The 15,989-nt window shown below is 35.2% G+C and carries 16 protein-coding genes; 4 read left to right on the top strand and 12 right to left on the bottom strand.

Annotation, left to right across the window (positions count from 1 at the left end; genetic code table 11):
* Positions 1-54 precede the first annotated feature (54 nt).
* Complete coding sequence (pdxR, locus tag AC5YGG_RS19620; protein ID WP_496146120.1) at positions 55-1,491, bottom strand: MocR-like pyridoxine biosynthesis transcription factor PdxR; 1,437 nt, start codon at positions 1,489-1,491, stop codon at positions 55-57.
* A gap of 101 nt (positions 1,492-1,592) precedes the next feature.
* On the opposite strand from pdxR, the gene AC5YGG_RS19615 reads away from it, so the two are divergent.
* Together AC5YGG_RS19615 and AC5YGG_RS19610 are read left to right on the top strand one after the other, a co-directional pair.
* The gene (locus AC5YGG_RS19615; protein ID WP_496146119.1) at positions 1,593-2,048 is read left to right on the top strand and encodes a cupin domain-containing protein; all 456 of its coding nucleotides are present in this window, start codon (positions 1,593-1,595) and stop codon (positions 2,046-2,048) included.
* Positions 2,049-2,156: 108 nt separating this feature from the next.
* Entirely contained in the window at positions 2,157-3,041 is an 885-nt protein-coding gene (locus AC5YGG_RS19610; RefSeq protein ID WP_496146118.1) for a dihydrodipicolinate synthase family protein, read from the top strand.
* Positions 3,042-3,778: 737 nt separating this feature from the next.
* On the opposite strand, the gene AC5YGG_RS19605 is transcribed toward AC5YGG_RS19610, so the two are convergent.
* Complete coding sequence (locus AC5YGG_RS19605; RefSeq protein WP_496146117.1) at positions 3,779-4,285, bottom strand: pyridoxamine 5'-phosphate oxidase family protein; 507 nt, start codon at positions 4,283-4,285, stop codon at positions 3,779-3,781.
* 205 nt (positions 4,286-4,490) lie between these two features.
* Here AC5YGG_RS19605 and AC5YGG_RS19600 point away from each other — a divergent pair, with 205 nt between their 5' ends.
* A complete protein-coding gene (locus AC5YGG_RS19600) occupies positions 4,491-5,288 on the top strand; it encodes a helix-turn-helix domain-containing protein (protein WP_496146116.1) in 798 nt (265 codons plus the stop codon).
* 62 nt (positions 5,289-5,350) lie between these two features.
* On the top strand, positions 5,351-6,304 hold the full coding sequence (locus AC5YGG_RS19595) for a nitrilase family protein (RefSeq protein WP_496146115.1): 954 nt from the start codon (positions 5,351-5,353) through the stop codon (positions 6,302-6,304).
* Positions 6,305-6,375: 71 nt separating this feature from the next.
* Here the strand turns inward: AC5YGG_RS19595 and pdeM are convergent, their stop codons facing one another.
* From pdeM to AC5YGG_RS19545, 10 genes are all read right to left on the bottom strand, one after another.
* Entirely contained in the window at positions 6,376-7,020 is a 645-nt protein-coding gene (gene pdeM, locus AC5YGG_RS19590) for a ligase-associated DNA damage response endonuclease PdeM (RefSeq protein WP_496146114.1), read from the bottom strand.
* Positions 7,021-7,050: 30 nt separating this feature from the next.
* Complete coding sequence (locus tag AC5YGG_RS19585; RefSeq protein ID WP_496146113.1) at positions 7,051-7,662, bottom strand: 2,3-bisphosphoglycerate-dependent phosphoglycerate mutase; 612 nt, start codon at positions 7,660-7,662, stop codon at positions 7,051-7,053.
* Positions 7,663-7,755: 93 nt separating this feature from the next.
* Positions 7,756-10,188: a ligase-associated DNA damage response DEXH box helicase gene (locus tag AC5YGG_RS19580; RefSeq protein ID WP_496146112.1), complete on the bottom strand. Its 2,433-nt coding sequence runs from the start codon at positions 10,186-10,188 to the stop codon at positions 7,756-7,758.
* 1 nt (position 10,189) lies between these two features.
* A complete protein-coding gene (locus tag AC5YGG_RS19575; protein ID WP_496146111.1) occupies positions 10,190-11,770 on the bottom strand; it encodes an ATP-dependent DNA ligase in 1,581 nt (526 codons plus the stop codon).
* Positions 11,767-12,789: a ligase-associated DNA damage response exonuclease gene (locus AC5YGG_RS19570; protein WP_496146110.1), complete on the bottom strand. Its 1,023-nt coding sequence runs from the start codon at positions 12,787-12,789 to the stop codon at positions 11,767-11,769. Before AC5YGG_RS19570 ends, AC5YGG_RS19575 begins: the two co-directional genes overlap by 4 nt.
* Positions 12,790-13,090: 301 nt before the next feature.
* Positions 13,091-13,648, bottom strand: a complete 558-nt coding sequence (locus AC5YGG_RS19565) for a DUF4256 domain-containing protein (protein ID WP_496146109.1) — start codon at positions 13,646-13,648, stop codon at positions 13,091-13,093.
* Positions 13,649-13,683: 35 nt separating this feature from the next.
* Positions 13,684-14,085: a DoxX family protein gene (locus AC5YGG_RS19560; protein ID WP_496146108.1), complete on the bottom strand. Its 402-nt coding sequence runs from the start codon at positions 14,083-14,085 to the stop codon at positions 13,684-13,686.
* Positions 14,086-14,103: 18 nt separating this feature from the next.
* A complete protein-coding gene (locus AC5YGG_RS19555) occupies positions 14,104-14,682 on the bottom strand; it encodes a YdeI/OmpD-associated family protein (protein WP_496146107.1) in 579 nt (192 codons plus the stop codon).
* 191 nt (positions 14,683-14,873) lie between these two features.
* The gene (locus AC5YGG_RS19550) at positions 14,874-15,332 is read right to left on the bottom strand and encodes an SRPBCC family protein (protein WP_496146106.1); all 459 of its coding nucleotides are present in this window, start codon (positions 15,330-15,332) and stop codon (positions 14,874-14,876) included.
* A gap of 151 nt (positions 15,333-15,483) precedes the next feature.
* A complete protein-coding gene (locus tag AC5YGG_RS19545; RefSeq protein WP_496146105.1) occupies positions 15,484-15,813 on the bottom strand; it encodes an ArsR/SmtB family transcription factor in 330 nt (109 codons plus the stop codon).
* Between the last annotated feature and the right edge of the window lie 176 nt (positions 15,814-15,989).

The raw sequence follows: 15,989 nt of genomic DNA, 5'->3' as shown, positions 1-15,989 counted from the left end.
TATTTTTTCAGCCACTAATGCACGAATATTTTTTTTAATTTTCGTTTAGCTTAATTATAGTTTAGAAAGCTTTGTCAATATTTCTGAGAAAACTTTTATACTATACTCCAATTGTTCCTCTCCAAGGGAACCGTAACTTAATCTAAAGCCATTTACAGAATTTCTGCTGTATTGCTTCGGATGAATGATTTTTATATTTTTTTCTAATAAAAATGTTATTACCAGGTCCCAATCTAATACAGTTTTAGGTACTATCCAAAATGCTAACCCTCCTTCCGGTAAAGTAAAATCCGCAACATTTTTCAAGTGTTTATTCAACAGATTGTAGACAAAATCTCTTTTATTTTTGTAATGAACCGTGGCTTTCCTGATATGCTTTTTTACTGCTCCTTCTTTAATTAATTGGAGAACTGCCTGTTCCATAATAACATCTCCATGCACATCAATGATCTTTCTCAAATCACCTATTTTCTTCAAAAGCTCGTGGTTTTTAGTTGCCAGATAACCAATTCTCAATGCAGGTGCTACTACTTTACTCAATGTTCCTATATAAACATAATTATTAAGCTCAGGAAAGCTCGATAAAGGTAGGAGAGGACGGTATCCGAAATGAAATTCGTTATCATAATCATCTTCGATAATAGTGATATCATATTGATTGGATAGTTCTATCAGTTTTAAACGTCTTGATAAACTTAATGTGACTGTGGTAGGATATTGACGATGGGGAGTAATGTATATTGCTTTTATATTTTTATGATGAATCAACAGCTTTTCAACGGCTTGAACATCAATTCCATCTTTATCCACAGATACAGATAATAATGTTGCGCCTGTGTATTCAAAAGCCTGCCAAGCCGGTTGGTACCCCGGATCTTCTACAATGATACAATCTCCTGAATTTAAAAGACTTTGTGCTGTCAGAAACATTCCCATCTGGCTGCCTCTGGTGATAGATATTTCGTTTTCATCGATCTGCATGCCACGTTGATGATTCAACATTTGAGAAATTGTTTTACGGAATTCAATATCTCCGTGTTCATCACCGTAGCCCATCATTTGCCATTTAGCCTTTATACCAAATATTTGCCTGTAAGCCCTTGCCAATTCGGTAACAGGTGCTATTTTACTATCCGGATGTCCGTCATCAAAATTAATGATCATTTTGTCCGCTGCTATCTGCATATTCTGGGTACCTGAAATCCTGTTTATATTTTTTGAATGCAGAACGGGAATTTTATCTGATACAAAAATGCCTTTTCTTTCTTTGGAAATTACCCATTCTTCATTGAGCAATACCTGATAAGCTTCTACTACCGTATTTCTATTGATCTTGAGCATTGTTGCCATATTTCGGCTTCCAGGAAGAGCGTCGCCTGCTTTAAGTCTTCCCGAACGGATATCGGTAATAATGGTATCGGCAATCTGTAAATAGACTGCTTTATCTAGCTTTTTATCAATTTCAAATTCTAATTTCCAAGGTCGAAGCATCTGGACTACTTATTTATATAAAAACTGAGTTACTTAAACAGTCCAAATATAAAATAATTTTGTCATGCAATAAAGCACAGAATCTTTAAAATTTTAAAATCATGGACAAGAAAGAATTCAGTTCAAAAGACTTTCACGAAACATTTGCAAGACCAAAGTATGTAAAACCAAGTCATTTAATTCATAAAAATGTAGAGAATGCAGGGGAACACGATCAATTTTCAACGGAGAGAAAGCATCCTGTATTTTTTGTAGATCTTCCCAGCAAAAATGTAAGTATGACTATCGGAGGTTTGCTGCCGGGACAACAGACGAACAGACACCGTCATACTTATGAAACAGTATTATTTGTAATCGAAGGAAAAGGATGGACCGAAGTGGAAGACGAACGTGTTTACTGGGAAGCCGGAGATGCTGTTTATATCCCTTCATGGGCATGGCATAAGCATCAGAATGTAAGCAATACGGAACCAGCCAAATATATAGCGTGTGAAAATGCACCTCAGTTGCAAAATCTTGGAGTTGCATTGAGAGAGGAAGAAGGAAGGGATCTTTAAGCTTTCTAAGAGGTATTAAGGCTTTAAACATTATTGAATTCACATAAACTTAATACCTCTTAAAATTTATTTGAAAATATTTTAGAACAACTTTTAATTAAAAAAAATATGAAAAACGTTCCATTTAAAGGAATTATAGCTTATCCGATTACTCCTTTTGATGAAAATGACACTATAGATCTTTCACTTTTTAGAACTATGATTGAGAAATTGGTCATTACAGGAAGTCATGGAATTGCTTCTTTGGGAAGTGCCGGAGTGATGCCTTATCTGTCTGATGATGAAAAAGAAGCCGTTACAGAAGCCACCATCCAACAGGTAAATGGTAGAATTCCTACCCTGATAGGTGTTTCAAATCTTACTACAGAAAGAACTATTCACCATGCTCAATTTGCTGAAAAAGCAGGCGCTGATGCTGTAATGATCATCCCGATGAGCTATTGGAAACTGACGGATGAAGAAATTGTAGCTCATTATGATGCTGTAGCGCAAAAAGTTTCAATTCCGATCATGGCATATAATAATCCGGCGACAAGTGGAGTAGATATGTCTCCGGCATTATTAAAAAGATTGCTTGAAATACCTAATGTTACGATGATCAAAGAAAGCACCGGAGATGTACAGAGAATGCATTTTCTGAGAAAAGAATTAGGTGAAGATGTGGCATTTTACAATGGTTCCAATCCTTTAGCACTTGCTGCTTTTGCTGCGGGAGCAAGAGGTTGGTGCACAGCGGCTCCGAATCTGATTCCGGAACTGAACTTGGATCTTTACAGAGCAATTGAGAATAACCAGCTTTCTGAAGCTCAGAATATTTTCTATAAACAGATTGAGTTATTAAAGTTTATCGTAACGAAAGGGTTACCACGGGCAGTGAAAGCAGGCTTGGACATTTTGGAAGAGAAAAGCGGATATTTAAGAAAACCTTTACAACCTTTAGCTGAAGATGAGCTTGAAGATTTTAAAAAGATTCTTAATGAGATAAGGAATTAAGATTAATAATGCACGGTAAACTAAGCTTGATATCATGCAATAATTTAAATTCGTGAATTCGTGGCGAAAAAAAAAAATAATGCCACGAATGCACGAATAAAATCTCTATTACTATTTGGTTAAAAAGAAATTAAAGTTAATTCAAAAGCTTAGTGATAAACTCCAAATATATTAACCACATGGAAGTATAGACTTGATATTACGCATAATCTAAATTCGTGAATTCGTGGCAAAAAAGAAAAAATAATGCCACGAATGCACGAATAAATCTTTGTTACTATATGGTTAAAAAAGAAATGAATGTTAATTTAAAAGCTTAGTGATAAACTCCAAATATATTAACCACATGGAAGTATAGACTTGATATTACGCAAAATCTAAATTCGTGAATTCGTGGCGAAAAAAAAATAATGCCACGAATTCACGAATAAAATCTTTGTTGCTATGTAGTTAAAAAGAAATGAAAGTTAATTTAAAAACTTAGTGATAAACTCCAAATATATTAACCACATGGAAGCATAGACTTGATATTACGCAAAATCTAAATTCGTGAATTCGTGGCAAAAAAAAAAATAATGCCACGAATGCACGAATAAAATCTCTATTACTATTTGGTTAAAATGAAATTAAGTTAATTCAAAAGTTTAGTGATAAACTCCAAATATATTAACAACATGAAGTATAGACTTGATATTACTCAATGATTTAAATTCGTGAATTCGTGGCAGAAATAATCTTTAAATAATGGCATTTCCTTCTACACCATCTGCATTATTTGTTTTATGTCCTGTAATGGCAGCTGCTACAAAACTGAACAGACTTACAAGCTTTCCTGCCTTCGTATCCCAATAATAGGTTTCCTGTGGTTCTACGCGAATAACTGTCACATTGGGGTCATCCTTACCATCAAACCATGCATTTACCAACGGCGACCATTTATCTTCAATAGTTTTTTTATCTCTATAAACAGAAGCTTTTCCGTAAACAGAAAGATATTGAGCATCACTATTATTCATAAAAAATAACTGGACTCTTCGATCTTCCTTTATTTCAAAGTTTTTATTGCTGGTTCCACTGCTGATAAACCAAAGATTACCGTTATCATCCGTTTCCTGCAAAGTCATAGGTCTTGAATTCACAGGAACAGTTTCCAATTCGGTACAGAACATACATATTTTTGCTTTTTCAGACAATTCTTTAATCTTCCTGATTGCTTCCAGGTGGGTAAGGTTTTGTGTTGACATAATATAATATTTTAGTGGTTGATATTTGATTAAGAAACGTACTCCAACATAATTGAGAATAACTCTTTATATCATTCAAATACCTGACCAAAAGAAAATCTAATGTGGTACTTCTGCTTTATTTCTTTTTAAAAACTAAGAGATACTGCATAAGAAAACGCTTAGATTTCTTTTTCTACAAATAAGTTTTATGTACATTTGATGGATGCAGATTTCGCCTCCTCAACATTTAGCTCCTTATATCAGGCATTATCTCTTTTTAGAAAACTCTGAAGAGGATATGAGAAGTTTAAGGCTCTTCACTGATGGAAGTTCCGGGCTTATTTTATCCGGAGATATGAATCTGTATTCAAAAATTTCAGAAGATCAAATGCCTGTTTCCTTTTTTTATGGCACTTTAAACGGCTATAAAGATTTTTCTTCAAAAGGCATATTTTCTCTGATTGCGGTTGTTTTCCAGCCTTATTTTTTGAATATTCTTCTTAAGACTTCCGCGAAAGAAATGAGTAATCAGATTATTTCCGTAGAAGATGTGTTGAAGAACAGAATGGAAGTATTTGAAGAAAAACTGTTTAACAAAATAAATCCTTTAAATATAATTGAAGAACTGAATATTTTTTTTACTTATTTTTTATCAGAAAGGATGAGTACAGATCATTATCTTATTGCAGCAACTCAACGATATATTTTGCAGCATAAGGGGATCTTATCGTCTAAAGATTTGCAAAATTTCACCGGCTATTCTGAGCGGCATTTAGAACGAAAGTTTGAGTATCATATGGGAATGCGTCCTAAAAAATACGCAAATATTATTCGTCTTCACTATTTTTTGAGTCTTGTGAATAAAGGGACTGACCATAAAAATCTGACTATGTTTTCGTATGAAGCCGGATATTCTGATCAGTCACATCTGATCAGAGAATTTAAAAACAATATTGGATTGACTCCTAAACAATATCAGAAAACGGAAAATAAAATGGCTGTTAATTTCATTGAGCTGTAAACTATGTCGGTTTTATACAATTTTTCAGAAGCTATACTTTCTAGTTTTGCTGAAAAAAATCAATGAATATTAAAATTTCAACTGCACAATTTGAGAACAAAAGTGGAGATAAAAATTACAATTTATCCGTTATAGAAACCCTTGCCAAACAGGCTTCTGAAAAGGGCTCTGATGTTATTACTTTTCATGAATGTTCTATCACGGGATATACTTTTGCCAGAAAACTTTCAAAGGAACAGCTTCTTGATATTGCTGAACTTATTCCTGACGGAGAAAGTATTAAAAGGCTACAACAGATAGCTTCAGAATATAACATTACCATTCTTGCCGGACTTTTTGAGAAGGATGAAAACAACAACCTTTTCAAAGCTTATGTATGCGTGGATAAAACAGGATTGAAAGCAAAATACAGAAAACTACACCCTTTTATTAATCCTCATCTCATCCCGGGAAATGAATATTGTGTTTTTGAAATCCTGGGCTGGAAATGCGGTATTCTGATCTGCTATGATAACAATATTATAGAAAATGTAAGGGCAACCAAACTGCTGGGTGCTGATATTATTTTTATGCCTCATGTAACGATGTGTACGCCTTCAACAAGACCGGGAGCAGGTTTTGTAGATCCTCAACTTTGGGATAACAGAGATTCTGATCCTACTTCCTTACGATTGGAGTTTAATGGTATGAAAGGAAGAGACTGGCTAATGAAATGGCTTCCTTCAAGAGCTTATGATAACGGTGCCTATATTGTTTTTTCTAATCCTATTGGAATAGATGATGATCAGCTTAAGAATGGTTGTTCTATGATCATTGATCCTTTCGGTGATATTGTTGCAGAGTGCCGTTCATTTGAAGATAGTTTTGAAACGGCAATTATTACTTCCCAAAAGCTGAATCAGGCTGGTGGCTATCGATATTTAGAGGCAAGGAGACCTGAACTTTACAGAGATATCATAGGACAGGAGCATTCTTCAGTACAGAAAGTTGTGTGGCTGAATGGGAACGAGAATTAAATAATCTGTTAAAGTAAAACAGGAGTGTTAAGAATGCAGATTCATTGTCTGCATTCTTATTTATAAGTAAATTAAATCTCATAAATTTCAGCATCTGTAAATACAAAAAACTTACTTTTTTTAGGTGAATTTTTCGTATCCAAACCTGTGAATTCGCTAAAAGCAGGTAATAGTAATTGGTTGTCACTAACTGCAAAACAAGGAAGCCTGATCCTTTTAACAGCAGAGTTTAAAATAATTCCCGGATGGATATGTCCGGTAATCTGAAAATCTGATTTCGTCTTATCAAAATCATGAATAAAAGAAAACCCTTTTATTTCTAACAAAGAAGCCTTAAAATCCAGACAAAGTTTCTGCTCTAACCTTTCTGAAATACGGTCATGGTTCCCTTCAATAAGATAAAATTTAAGATCAGGATATTGATTTCTCCATGTACAAAACTCATCCACATCAGAGTTGTCACCAGCATGAATGAGATCTCCTACAACAATAAACTTTTCCGGCTGAAAAAACTCAATCAGCGCAGAAAGCCTTTCCAAATCACTTTTCATAATATGATTGGCAATAGCAATACCATTTTTTCGGAAATGTGCAGTTTTCCCGATATGAAGGTCGGAAAGGATCAATGCTTTTTCAGTTTTCCAAAATACAGCCCGTTGGTTGGTCAGTATAAAAGTTTCGTTTTGGATGGTAATTCCTTTTTGAGCTATAAACACAATTGAGAGTTTGAAGTATTGAATATAAATTTAAGCTTGATTTTCTACTCTGCTTACCTTAAAATTTTCATCAAAGATATATGTTATCGGAACTCCGGTTGCTATCTCTCTTTCCAGAATTTCTTCCGGAGACAGATGTTCCAGGTACATAATCAATGAACGAAGGCTGTTTCCATGAGCTACAATCAGAACATTTTCCCCTTTCTTCAGGAAAGGAACAATTTCTTTTTCAAAATAAGGAATTACTCTGTTATAAGTATCTTTGAGACTTTCTCCTCCTGGCGGAATCACATCATAAGATCTACGCCATGTGTGCACCTGTTCTTCACCATATTTTAATGCTGTTTCGTCTTTATTAAGCCCTTCGAGATTTCCATAGGAACGTTCATTCAGTGCTTTATCCATAATAACAGGAATGTCCGGTTTTCCTATTTCATTCAGAATAAGATTAAGCGTATGCTTGGCTCTGATAAGTACAGAGGTAAATGCAATATCAATCTTCTCATTGATGAGTACATCTCCTGCTTTTTTTGCTTCTTCAATACCTGCTTCCGTAATATCTACATCATGCCAGCCTGTAAACCTGTTTTCAAGATTCCAAAGTGATTGTCCATGACGTACTAAGAACAATTTTGCCATCATTTATATGTTATTTTTTCTTCAATAACATCATCTAATTTACGGTTATTATTAAAAATATCAAAGGAAAGACCATGATATTCATCCTAAAACAACTTATAATTTCAACATTCTTCTGATTCTCGCATCTAACCCCTCACTGGAAAGTGTCTGGCGAAGGCTGTCTACCTTGATTGGAAAACTTAACGGAGTAAAGGAACGGGAGTGCTTTAAAATGACGGTTGATTTTTCGATCCTTTTAAATGCTTCTACCAGACGCTGCTCCTGAAGCTGTATATTAAAAACTTCTGTATAAGCCTGCCTGATCAGAAAATGATTGGGATCATAATCTTCCAGCACTTTAAAAATCAATCCTGCAGAACTCTGCAATGATTTGTTGGAACGCTGCTTACCCGCATAGTTTTGAATTACCATTCCTGAAATCACAGCAATATCTCTGAATTTCCTTCTTGCCATTTCTGCAGAATTAATGCTTGCAATAACATCGTTCATGAGATTATCCCTGGTTAACACCTGTTGTAAATTTTCTTCATTCAACGGGATTTCTTTATCACTGAATAACTCAAAACCATAATCATTCATCGCCATTGAGAAAGAAATGGGTGCGAGTTTTGAAATTCGGTAAGCAATCAATGCAGCCATTACTTCATGTACCAATCGACCTTCAAAAGGATACATGAAAAGGTGGTACCCTTCACGGTTTTTGATCATTTCTACTAAGAATTCATCTTCTTTGGGAATATGAGAATTTATTTCCTGATTGATTAATAGCGGATGTAAAAATTTCAGTTCTTTTTCGGAAGCTTTAGGATTCAAAGCATGAGAGAGTCTTTCCCTTAAAAAATGTCCTAAATCAGAACTTAAAGGCAGTCTTCCTCCAAGATAACTGGGAACCAGAGCTTTTCCTTTTGCAGCTCTTACATAAACGGTCATATCTTTGATCATCGCGACTTCCAAGGTTCGTCCTGCAAGAATAAACTTTTCTTCTTTTTTTAGTTTGGAAATAAAATATTCTTCGATCATTCCGATATATCCGCCAGAAATAAACTTAACTTTCAGCATGGCATCGCTTACAATGACTCCCATATTCATACGGTGTAGCATTGCAATCTTTCGGGAAGTTACTTTATACAAACCATCTTCTAAAATGACAATTTTATGGAATTCTTCATAGCTTTTTAAGACACTGCCGCCAATCGTGAGAAATTCCAGAATGCTTTTCCATTCTTCTTCCATCATTTCCCGGAAAGCATATACTTCTTTGATCCTTTTATAGGTTTCATCGGGATAAAAACCGTTTCCAACTGCTAAAGTCATCAGAAATTGAACCAATACATCGAAACATAAGACCTGTGGTTCTCTGGGTTCTACTATTTTTTGTTTTACAGCTTCTTTTAAAGCAGCCACTTCAATAAGTTCTAAAGAATGGGTGGGAACGCAATAGATTTTTGAAGTTTCAAAAGGGGAATGCCCGCTTCGTCCGGCTCTTTGAAGGAATCTTGCAACTCCTTTTGCAGATCCGATCTGAATGACGGTATCAACCGGTTTAAAGTCTATTCCCAAATCTAATGATGATGTAGAAACAACAGCTTTCAATTTTCCTGAACTTAAGTTTTCCTCAATCCAGATTCTTAAATGGGCATCAATGGAACTGTGATGGATGGCAATTTGACCTGCAAAATCAGGGTATGCATCTAAAAGCAATTGATACCACATTTCGCTTTGACTTCGTGTATTGGTAAAAACAATCGTTGATTTCGAATTTAGAATAATAGGAACCACCTGATCAGCAAGCCTGTTTCCAAGATGCCCAGCCCAAGGTAATATTTCAATCTCATTCGGAATAACTGGAATAATATCAATCTTTTTATGTTCTTTTGCTGTTATTTTTACCTTTTTACCATCATAAGGGATTAATACTTCCATTGCTTCATCCAGATTCCCGATGGTGGCGGTAATTCCCCAGATCTTCATTTTCGGAGTGTATTTTCGGAGTTGTGATATTCCCAGTTCTACCATGACGCCTCGCTTTGCACCTAATAACTCATGCCATTCATCTACAACGATACATTTCATCTCACGAAAAAAAGTTTCATGATTTTTCTGAGCAAGAAGTAAGTGCAGGCTTTCCGGGGTCACCACAAGGATTTCCGGCATTTTTTTTATCTGTTGTTGTCTTACTTTGGGATCTGTATCTCCATTTCTTACTCCCACGACCCAGTCCAGCCCGATCTCATCCATTGCTTCCTGCATTGCTTTTGCAATATCTTTAGATAAGGACCGCAGCGGAGTTATCCAGATCATTTTAAGTCCTTTTTTATAGTTTTCGGGATGATTCAGGAAGTCTGAGATTAAAGCCAGAAATACAGAAAAGGTTTTCCCAAAACCTGTAGGAGCCACAACCATTCCGCTATATCCGCTTCCGAACTTCCTCCAGGTATCTGTCTGAAATTTAAAAGGAGACATTCCTTTTTCTTTCATCCATTGCTGAATAATTGTAAATCCGTTGGTATGTTCAAAAGCAGTCATTTTATTGTATTAATTTTTTAATGTCTTCCAGATTATCTATTTCATCTACGGTTTTATCCTTACGCCATCTAACAATTCTTGGAAAACGGAGAGCTACACCGCTTTTATGGCGATTACTAAACCCGATTCCTTCAAAGGCAATTTCAAAAACAAGCTCTGCTTTTACAGTTCGAACAGGACCAAATTTTTCAATCGCATTTTTTGTGACAAATTTGCTTACTTCCATGATCTCTTTGTCTGTAAGCCCGGAATATGCTTTTGCTATGGTCACTAATTTATCTTCATTTTTTACGGCAAAAGTATAATCGGTGTAATAGGCACTACGCCTCCCGCTTCCTTTTTGTGCATAGATTAATACAGCATCAATGGTAAAGGGATTGATCTTCCATTTCCACCAGTCACCTTTTTTTCGCCCGGAATGATAAGGAGAACTTTTCTGTTTCAGCATGAGACCTTCACTGTTTACAGAGCGGGATTGGTCTCTGATTTCATCAAGTTCTTCCCATTTTTCAAAATCAATGCTTTGGGAAAGCTTTATATTTATAGGATTTTCATTTAGCAGCAGCTCTTCCAGCATTGCTCTTCTTGCAGAAATCGGTTTTTCCCGAAGATCATTATCTTCCAATTCCAATACGTCATAGGCAAATACTTCAATCGGAATTTCCTCAAGCATTTTCTTAGTTAAGGTTTTCCTGTTCAATCTTTTTTGCAACTCATTAAAATTTAAAACCTTACCATCTTTTACAGCAAGAATTTCTCCATCTATAACGAAATTGCCATTCATGTTTTTAACAACTTCTGTGATTTCGGGAAATTGTTCTGTGACAAGTTCTTCACCTCTTGACCAGATAAAAACTTCGTCATTTCTTCTGATGATCTGTCCACGTATACCGTCCCATTTATATTCTACCAGCCATTCATCGGGTTTTCCTAATGCTTCGGCTTCTTTTTCAAGAGGGTAGGCAAGACAGAAAGGGTATGGTTTTGAATTATCGGGGTTTATATTCTCAGCAGCTATTAATTCTTTAAAGGAAGTTTCATCAGGTAACCATTTTCCCATTAAACTGTGCATTAGCGTGCTGGATTCCTGCCCGGAGAATTTTGTTAATGCATTAATCAGGGTTTTATCCGATACTCCAATTCTAAAGCTTCCCCCTATTAATTTGTTGAAAATTAAACGTTCGGTATAATCCAATCCATTCCAGGAATGGAGTACAAATTCTTTTTTCTCGGCTTCTGATTTATCTTTTAACTCAACAATATCCATCATCCATTGAGAAAGACTGCGTTCAATTTTTTCTTGTGGCGGCGGAAGAATTAACGAAATTGTTTCCCCAAGATCTCCAACGGAAGAATAACTCTCCTGAAAAAGCCAGAGCGGAAGTCCTGTAATTTCCAATGCCCATTCTTTCATGTAATTGGTATTCACATTTCTTTTGGGTCTTTTTCCTGTGAACAAGGCAATAAACCATACTTTGTCTTCATCGGGAGCACGTTCCAGATAATCGATGATTGCATCTATTTTAGCATTGGTTTTATTGGTGGTTTCCAGAGCATTGATAAGATCTGCAAAATGTCTCATGATTCAGGGGTTTTGATGGTTTCCTTTTCTGTTTCTTCTTCTTCATCTCCAAACAATGTTTCTACAACATCTGCTTTTATGCCTGTTTCATTCAGATATTTTGAGAAAATTTCTGTCTGTCCGTGGGTAACATGTACAATTTCTGCTTCTGTAGCTTTTACGGTCTGCAACAGTCCTTTCCAGTCGGCATGATCGCTCATCGCAAATCCTGCATCAGCACTTCGCCATCTTCTTGCTCCACGAACCTGCATCCATCCTGAACAAATGGCTGTTGCGGCATTGGGAACTTTTTTGATCACATTGCTATCCATCAAAGCTGGAGGTACAATGACAATTTCATGTTCAAGAACTTTAGGATTTTCTCTGAAATCTGCAATTTCATATTCAGGAAGATTGATTCCTACTGTCTCAAACGCTTCATTCAGTTTTCCAATAGAATAATGCACATAAATTTTACCTAAACCTTCTACGGCTTTCATAATACGTTGTGCTTTTCCAAGGGAATAACCGATGAATACTGAAGTTTTATTGTTTTCTTTATTCTTTAATACCCAATTCTGGAGCTTTTTATTTAAATCATCAATTTCGAGCCAGTTATAAATAGGCAGCCCAAAAGTACTTTCTGTAACGAATTCATTGCATTTCACCAATTCAAAAGGTGTACTTAAACCATCGTCCTGTACTTTATAATCTCCGGAAATAACGGTTACAAATCCTTTATATTCCAGTCTTATCTGTGCTGAACCTATAATATGTCCCGCAGGATGTAAAGAAACATTGACTCCGTTGATATTGATCTTTTCGCCATATTCTACACTCTGACAATCAATATCTGCCCCGATTCTTTGATAAAGAATGGGTTTTGTAAAATGATGACAAAGGTATTTTTTCATTCCCCAGCGGGCATGATCGGCATGTCCATGAGTAATTATAGCAAAATCTACAGGTCGCCACGGATCTATGTAGAATTTTCCCTGAGGGCAGTAAATCCCTTTTTTTGTAAATGTGATTAGCTTCAAAGGTGTGTTTGGTTTGGATAAGATGCTTCAAAAACTTAACCAATTTATGATAAACTGGTGATTTTATTGTAATTTAATGTGTATGAGAAAAAATGATTTGTGCAGGAAATAGGGTGGAAGAGGTTATAGAAATATTAAGGCAGCTCTACAATATATATTGCTAAGCTAAATAAGTATTTTATTATTTTTAAACTCAAAAGTTACAAATAGTTTTAACTCTTAAGTTTTTCAGTTGATAAGTTTTGGCACTAAGAAGTATAATTGAATCTTGAAAAATCATAGTTTTTTCACTCTAAATCGCTCACACCCTCAAACTCCCACGAAATCCCCTCGCAGCATAGTAAGAATCTGCTCCGTTGTGATATAAAAATATTGTATTGTAGCGTCTGTCGCAGAAAACAGCCCCGCCAAGCTCTCTTATGGAAGCCGGTGTTTGTACCCAACTTGAAGTTTTCTGATCAAATTTTCCAAATTGCTGAAGATGTCTATATTGCTCTTCTGTCAAAATTTCAATTCCCATTTCACCAGCTTTATCAATAGCATTACTTTCCGGCTTATTGGCTTTTCTGGCTTCCCATGCTGGATAATCATAGCATAAACTACGGCGTTTGGGACTTTCAGGAGAGCAATCGAAGAAGAAATATTCATCTGTTTTTTTATCATAATCTACTACATCGGGTTCACCTTCTGTTTCTTCCATTTCATATAAAGACCATAATTTTTCGGGATTATTTTCTAATTTAACTTGAATTTTATCCCATTTCAGATCTTTATGACGATTCATATTTTTTTCAAAACGGATTTTAAGAACTTCTAAAAGACCTTTACTTTGCTCAGGTGTTAATTGTTTCTTTTTCATATCAATTTTTGTGTGGATTATTAAAAATATAAAAATTATTGGGGATTGACCAGTATTTTTCTGTTGGAAGGTCTGAAATACCAGGAAATCACAACAAGAACAAACAATAATACGGCTGGCAAAGTTTTTCCGGCAGCATCACCCACAATTAGATGTGAAATAACTGCCCCAGACATGACGAAGAATAATCCTGCATATGCCCATTCTTTCAATAACAAACGTTTGGGTATGAGTATAGCAATCACACCCAGAATTTTCCAGATTCCAATGATATACATGAGATATGCCGGATATCCAAGATTGGTAAAGTTAGCAAGCTCATCTTTGTTTTTCATTAGCTGAACGATAGCTGTAGAAATCATACCTAATGACATCCAAAGTGTAAAGATCCAGTAAATGATTTTTTTTCTTTTTTCAGATTGATTTGACGTTTCCATATAGATTAAGTTTTGTGATTAGTCGTTAAGTCCTTTTCCATCAATAATTTGAGGAATATATTTTTCAATTCTTGATTTTCTGGTTTTGGATTGTTTTGCAGAAGAAAAATAGAGTAGGTAAGCGCGCTGTCTCCCTGGGGTTAAGTTTTCGAATGCTTTTTTAAGGTCAAAATTTTCATCTAATTTTTGTTGAAATTCTTCAGATATATCAAAGTCTTTGGTTTTCTTCATTTCAACTTTCACACCTGATTCTTCAATTTCAGCAGCTTCAAACATATAAGCTTTAATGTCTTTTTCTAAGTCTGTAATTTGTTGTACATCTGTAAAACGAACCTGCCTTGCCGCCTGCACATTTTTACTTTGCTGGATTAAAATATGACAAGAATCTTTCATTAATGCTCCTTTAAAAAATAAAAGGGCACAATATTCTTTAAATCCGTGAATTAAGAAAATATTTTTCCCTTCAAAAGTATAACAGGGACAGCCCCATTTTAAATCTTCTACTAATTCGGTACTTAAAGCAATTGTTCTTAATTTTTCAAATTCTTCTTTCCATTGTGTGGCTTTATCGAAGAAAAAATTAACTTTTGGATTCATGGTTTTAGGTTTGAGGGTTGTATGGGTTAGAGCGTTTTAGAGTAGGAGAGTAAGAGTGTCTGAAGTTCAAGGTTGTCATTCTTTCACTGGTAATTGACGATTCACTTGCAAAGCAAATTCACTATTGACATTCTCGATTTAAACGGTGGCATCCACGTCTCTCATCTCTTCTTCTATTATCTAACAAAGTCTTACTTAAAAATTTCCTGTAAACGATTATGCGCCATATTAATTCCTTGAGCGAATGGCATTTTCAGATGTTGGTCCCTGAAATCTACAGATTTATAGATTGTTTGAATCGTAATTTTACTGGTTCTATCCGTTAATTTTTCAAATTCTAAAAACTCTATCTGTACCGGGAAAGGAGTGTTTTCCATCTGAAAAGTTCTTATAATTCTTTCATTATGAACAATTTCATGAATGGTTCCATTAGCACTAAACACAACTTCTCCCTGGGGATTTGAAGTTTCGAAGCGGTAACTTCCATGTTGCTTATTTTCAAACTTGGTCACCTTGGTTCCCATCCATTGTTCGAAAAGTTCAGCTTCAGTGTACGCCTTGAAAAGTAATTCTACAGGAAGATCAAATTCTCTGATGATGAAAATTTCCTGTTTTCCGTCTTCTGCTTGAATTTTTGTTTTAAGTTCCATATTTTTAGTTGAGGTTTGGGTGTTGGAGAGTATTAGAGTGGGGGCGTTTTAGGCTGGTATCCTTTGCTTGATGATTGACTATTCATTTGAGAGCAAAATTAACTATTGTCATCATCTCTCTAATCTCTTTGTCTATCCGTCTTATTTCTTATTACTCTTTTTTCAAGTTCTGATACGCTTTCATCACACTTTCCAGTTTATTGAATTTCTCATCCCACATTTTACGGAACGGCTCTATAAAGTCGGCTATTTCTTTCATTTTATTAGGATTGAGGTGGTAAATAATTTCACGACCGTTCTGTTCAGATCTCAACAGTTCACATTCTGTAAGGATCTGAAGATGCTTTGAAACGGTAGGTCTTGCGGTATCGAAATTGGAAGCAATGGCTCCTGCAGTCATGGATTGAGCAGCAACCAAAATCAATATAGATCTCCTGGTAGGATCTGAGATCGCCTGAAAAACATCTCTTCTTAAGTTCATTACGTAGTTATTTGACTACAAATTTAAGTGTAGTTATTTAGCTACGCAAATTTTTTTTGAAAAATTTAATTAAATAATTAAATATCTGTCAATTAAAAAAATAATGACATGGTCTTCTATATTATACTTTTGTAATTTTTTTCATGAAAGCCTTATCAATATCTACAAAAAAATTA

It is taken from the genome of Chryseobacterium sp. CS2K3 (assembly GCF_059515185.1).
Note: the sequence above shows the minus strand (reverse complement) of the source record. Positions and strands in the feature narration are given on the sequence as shown.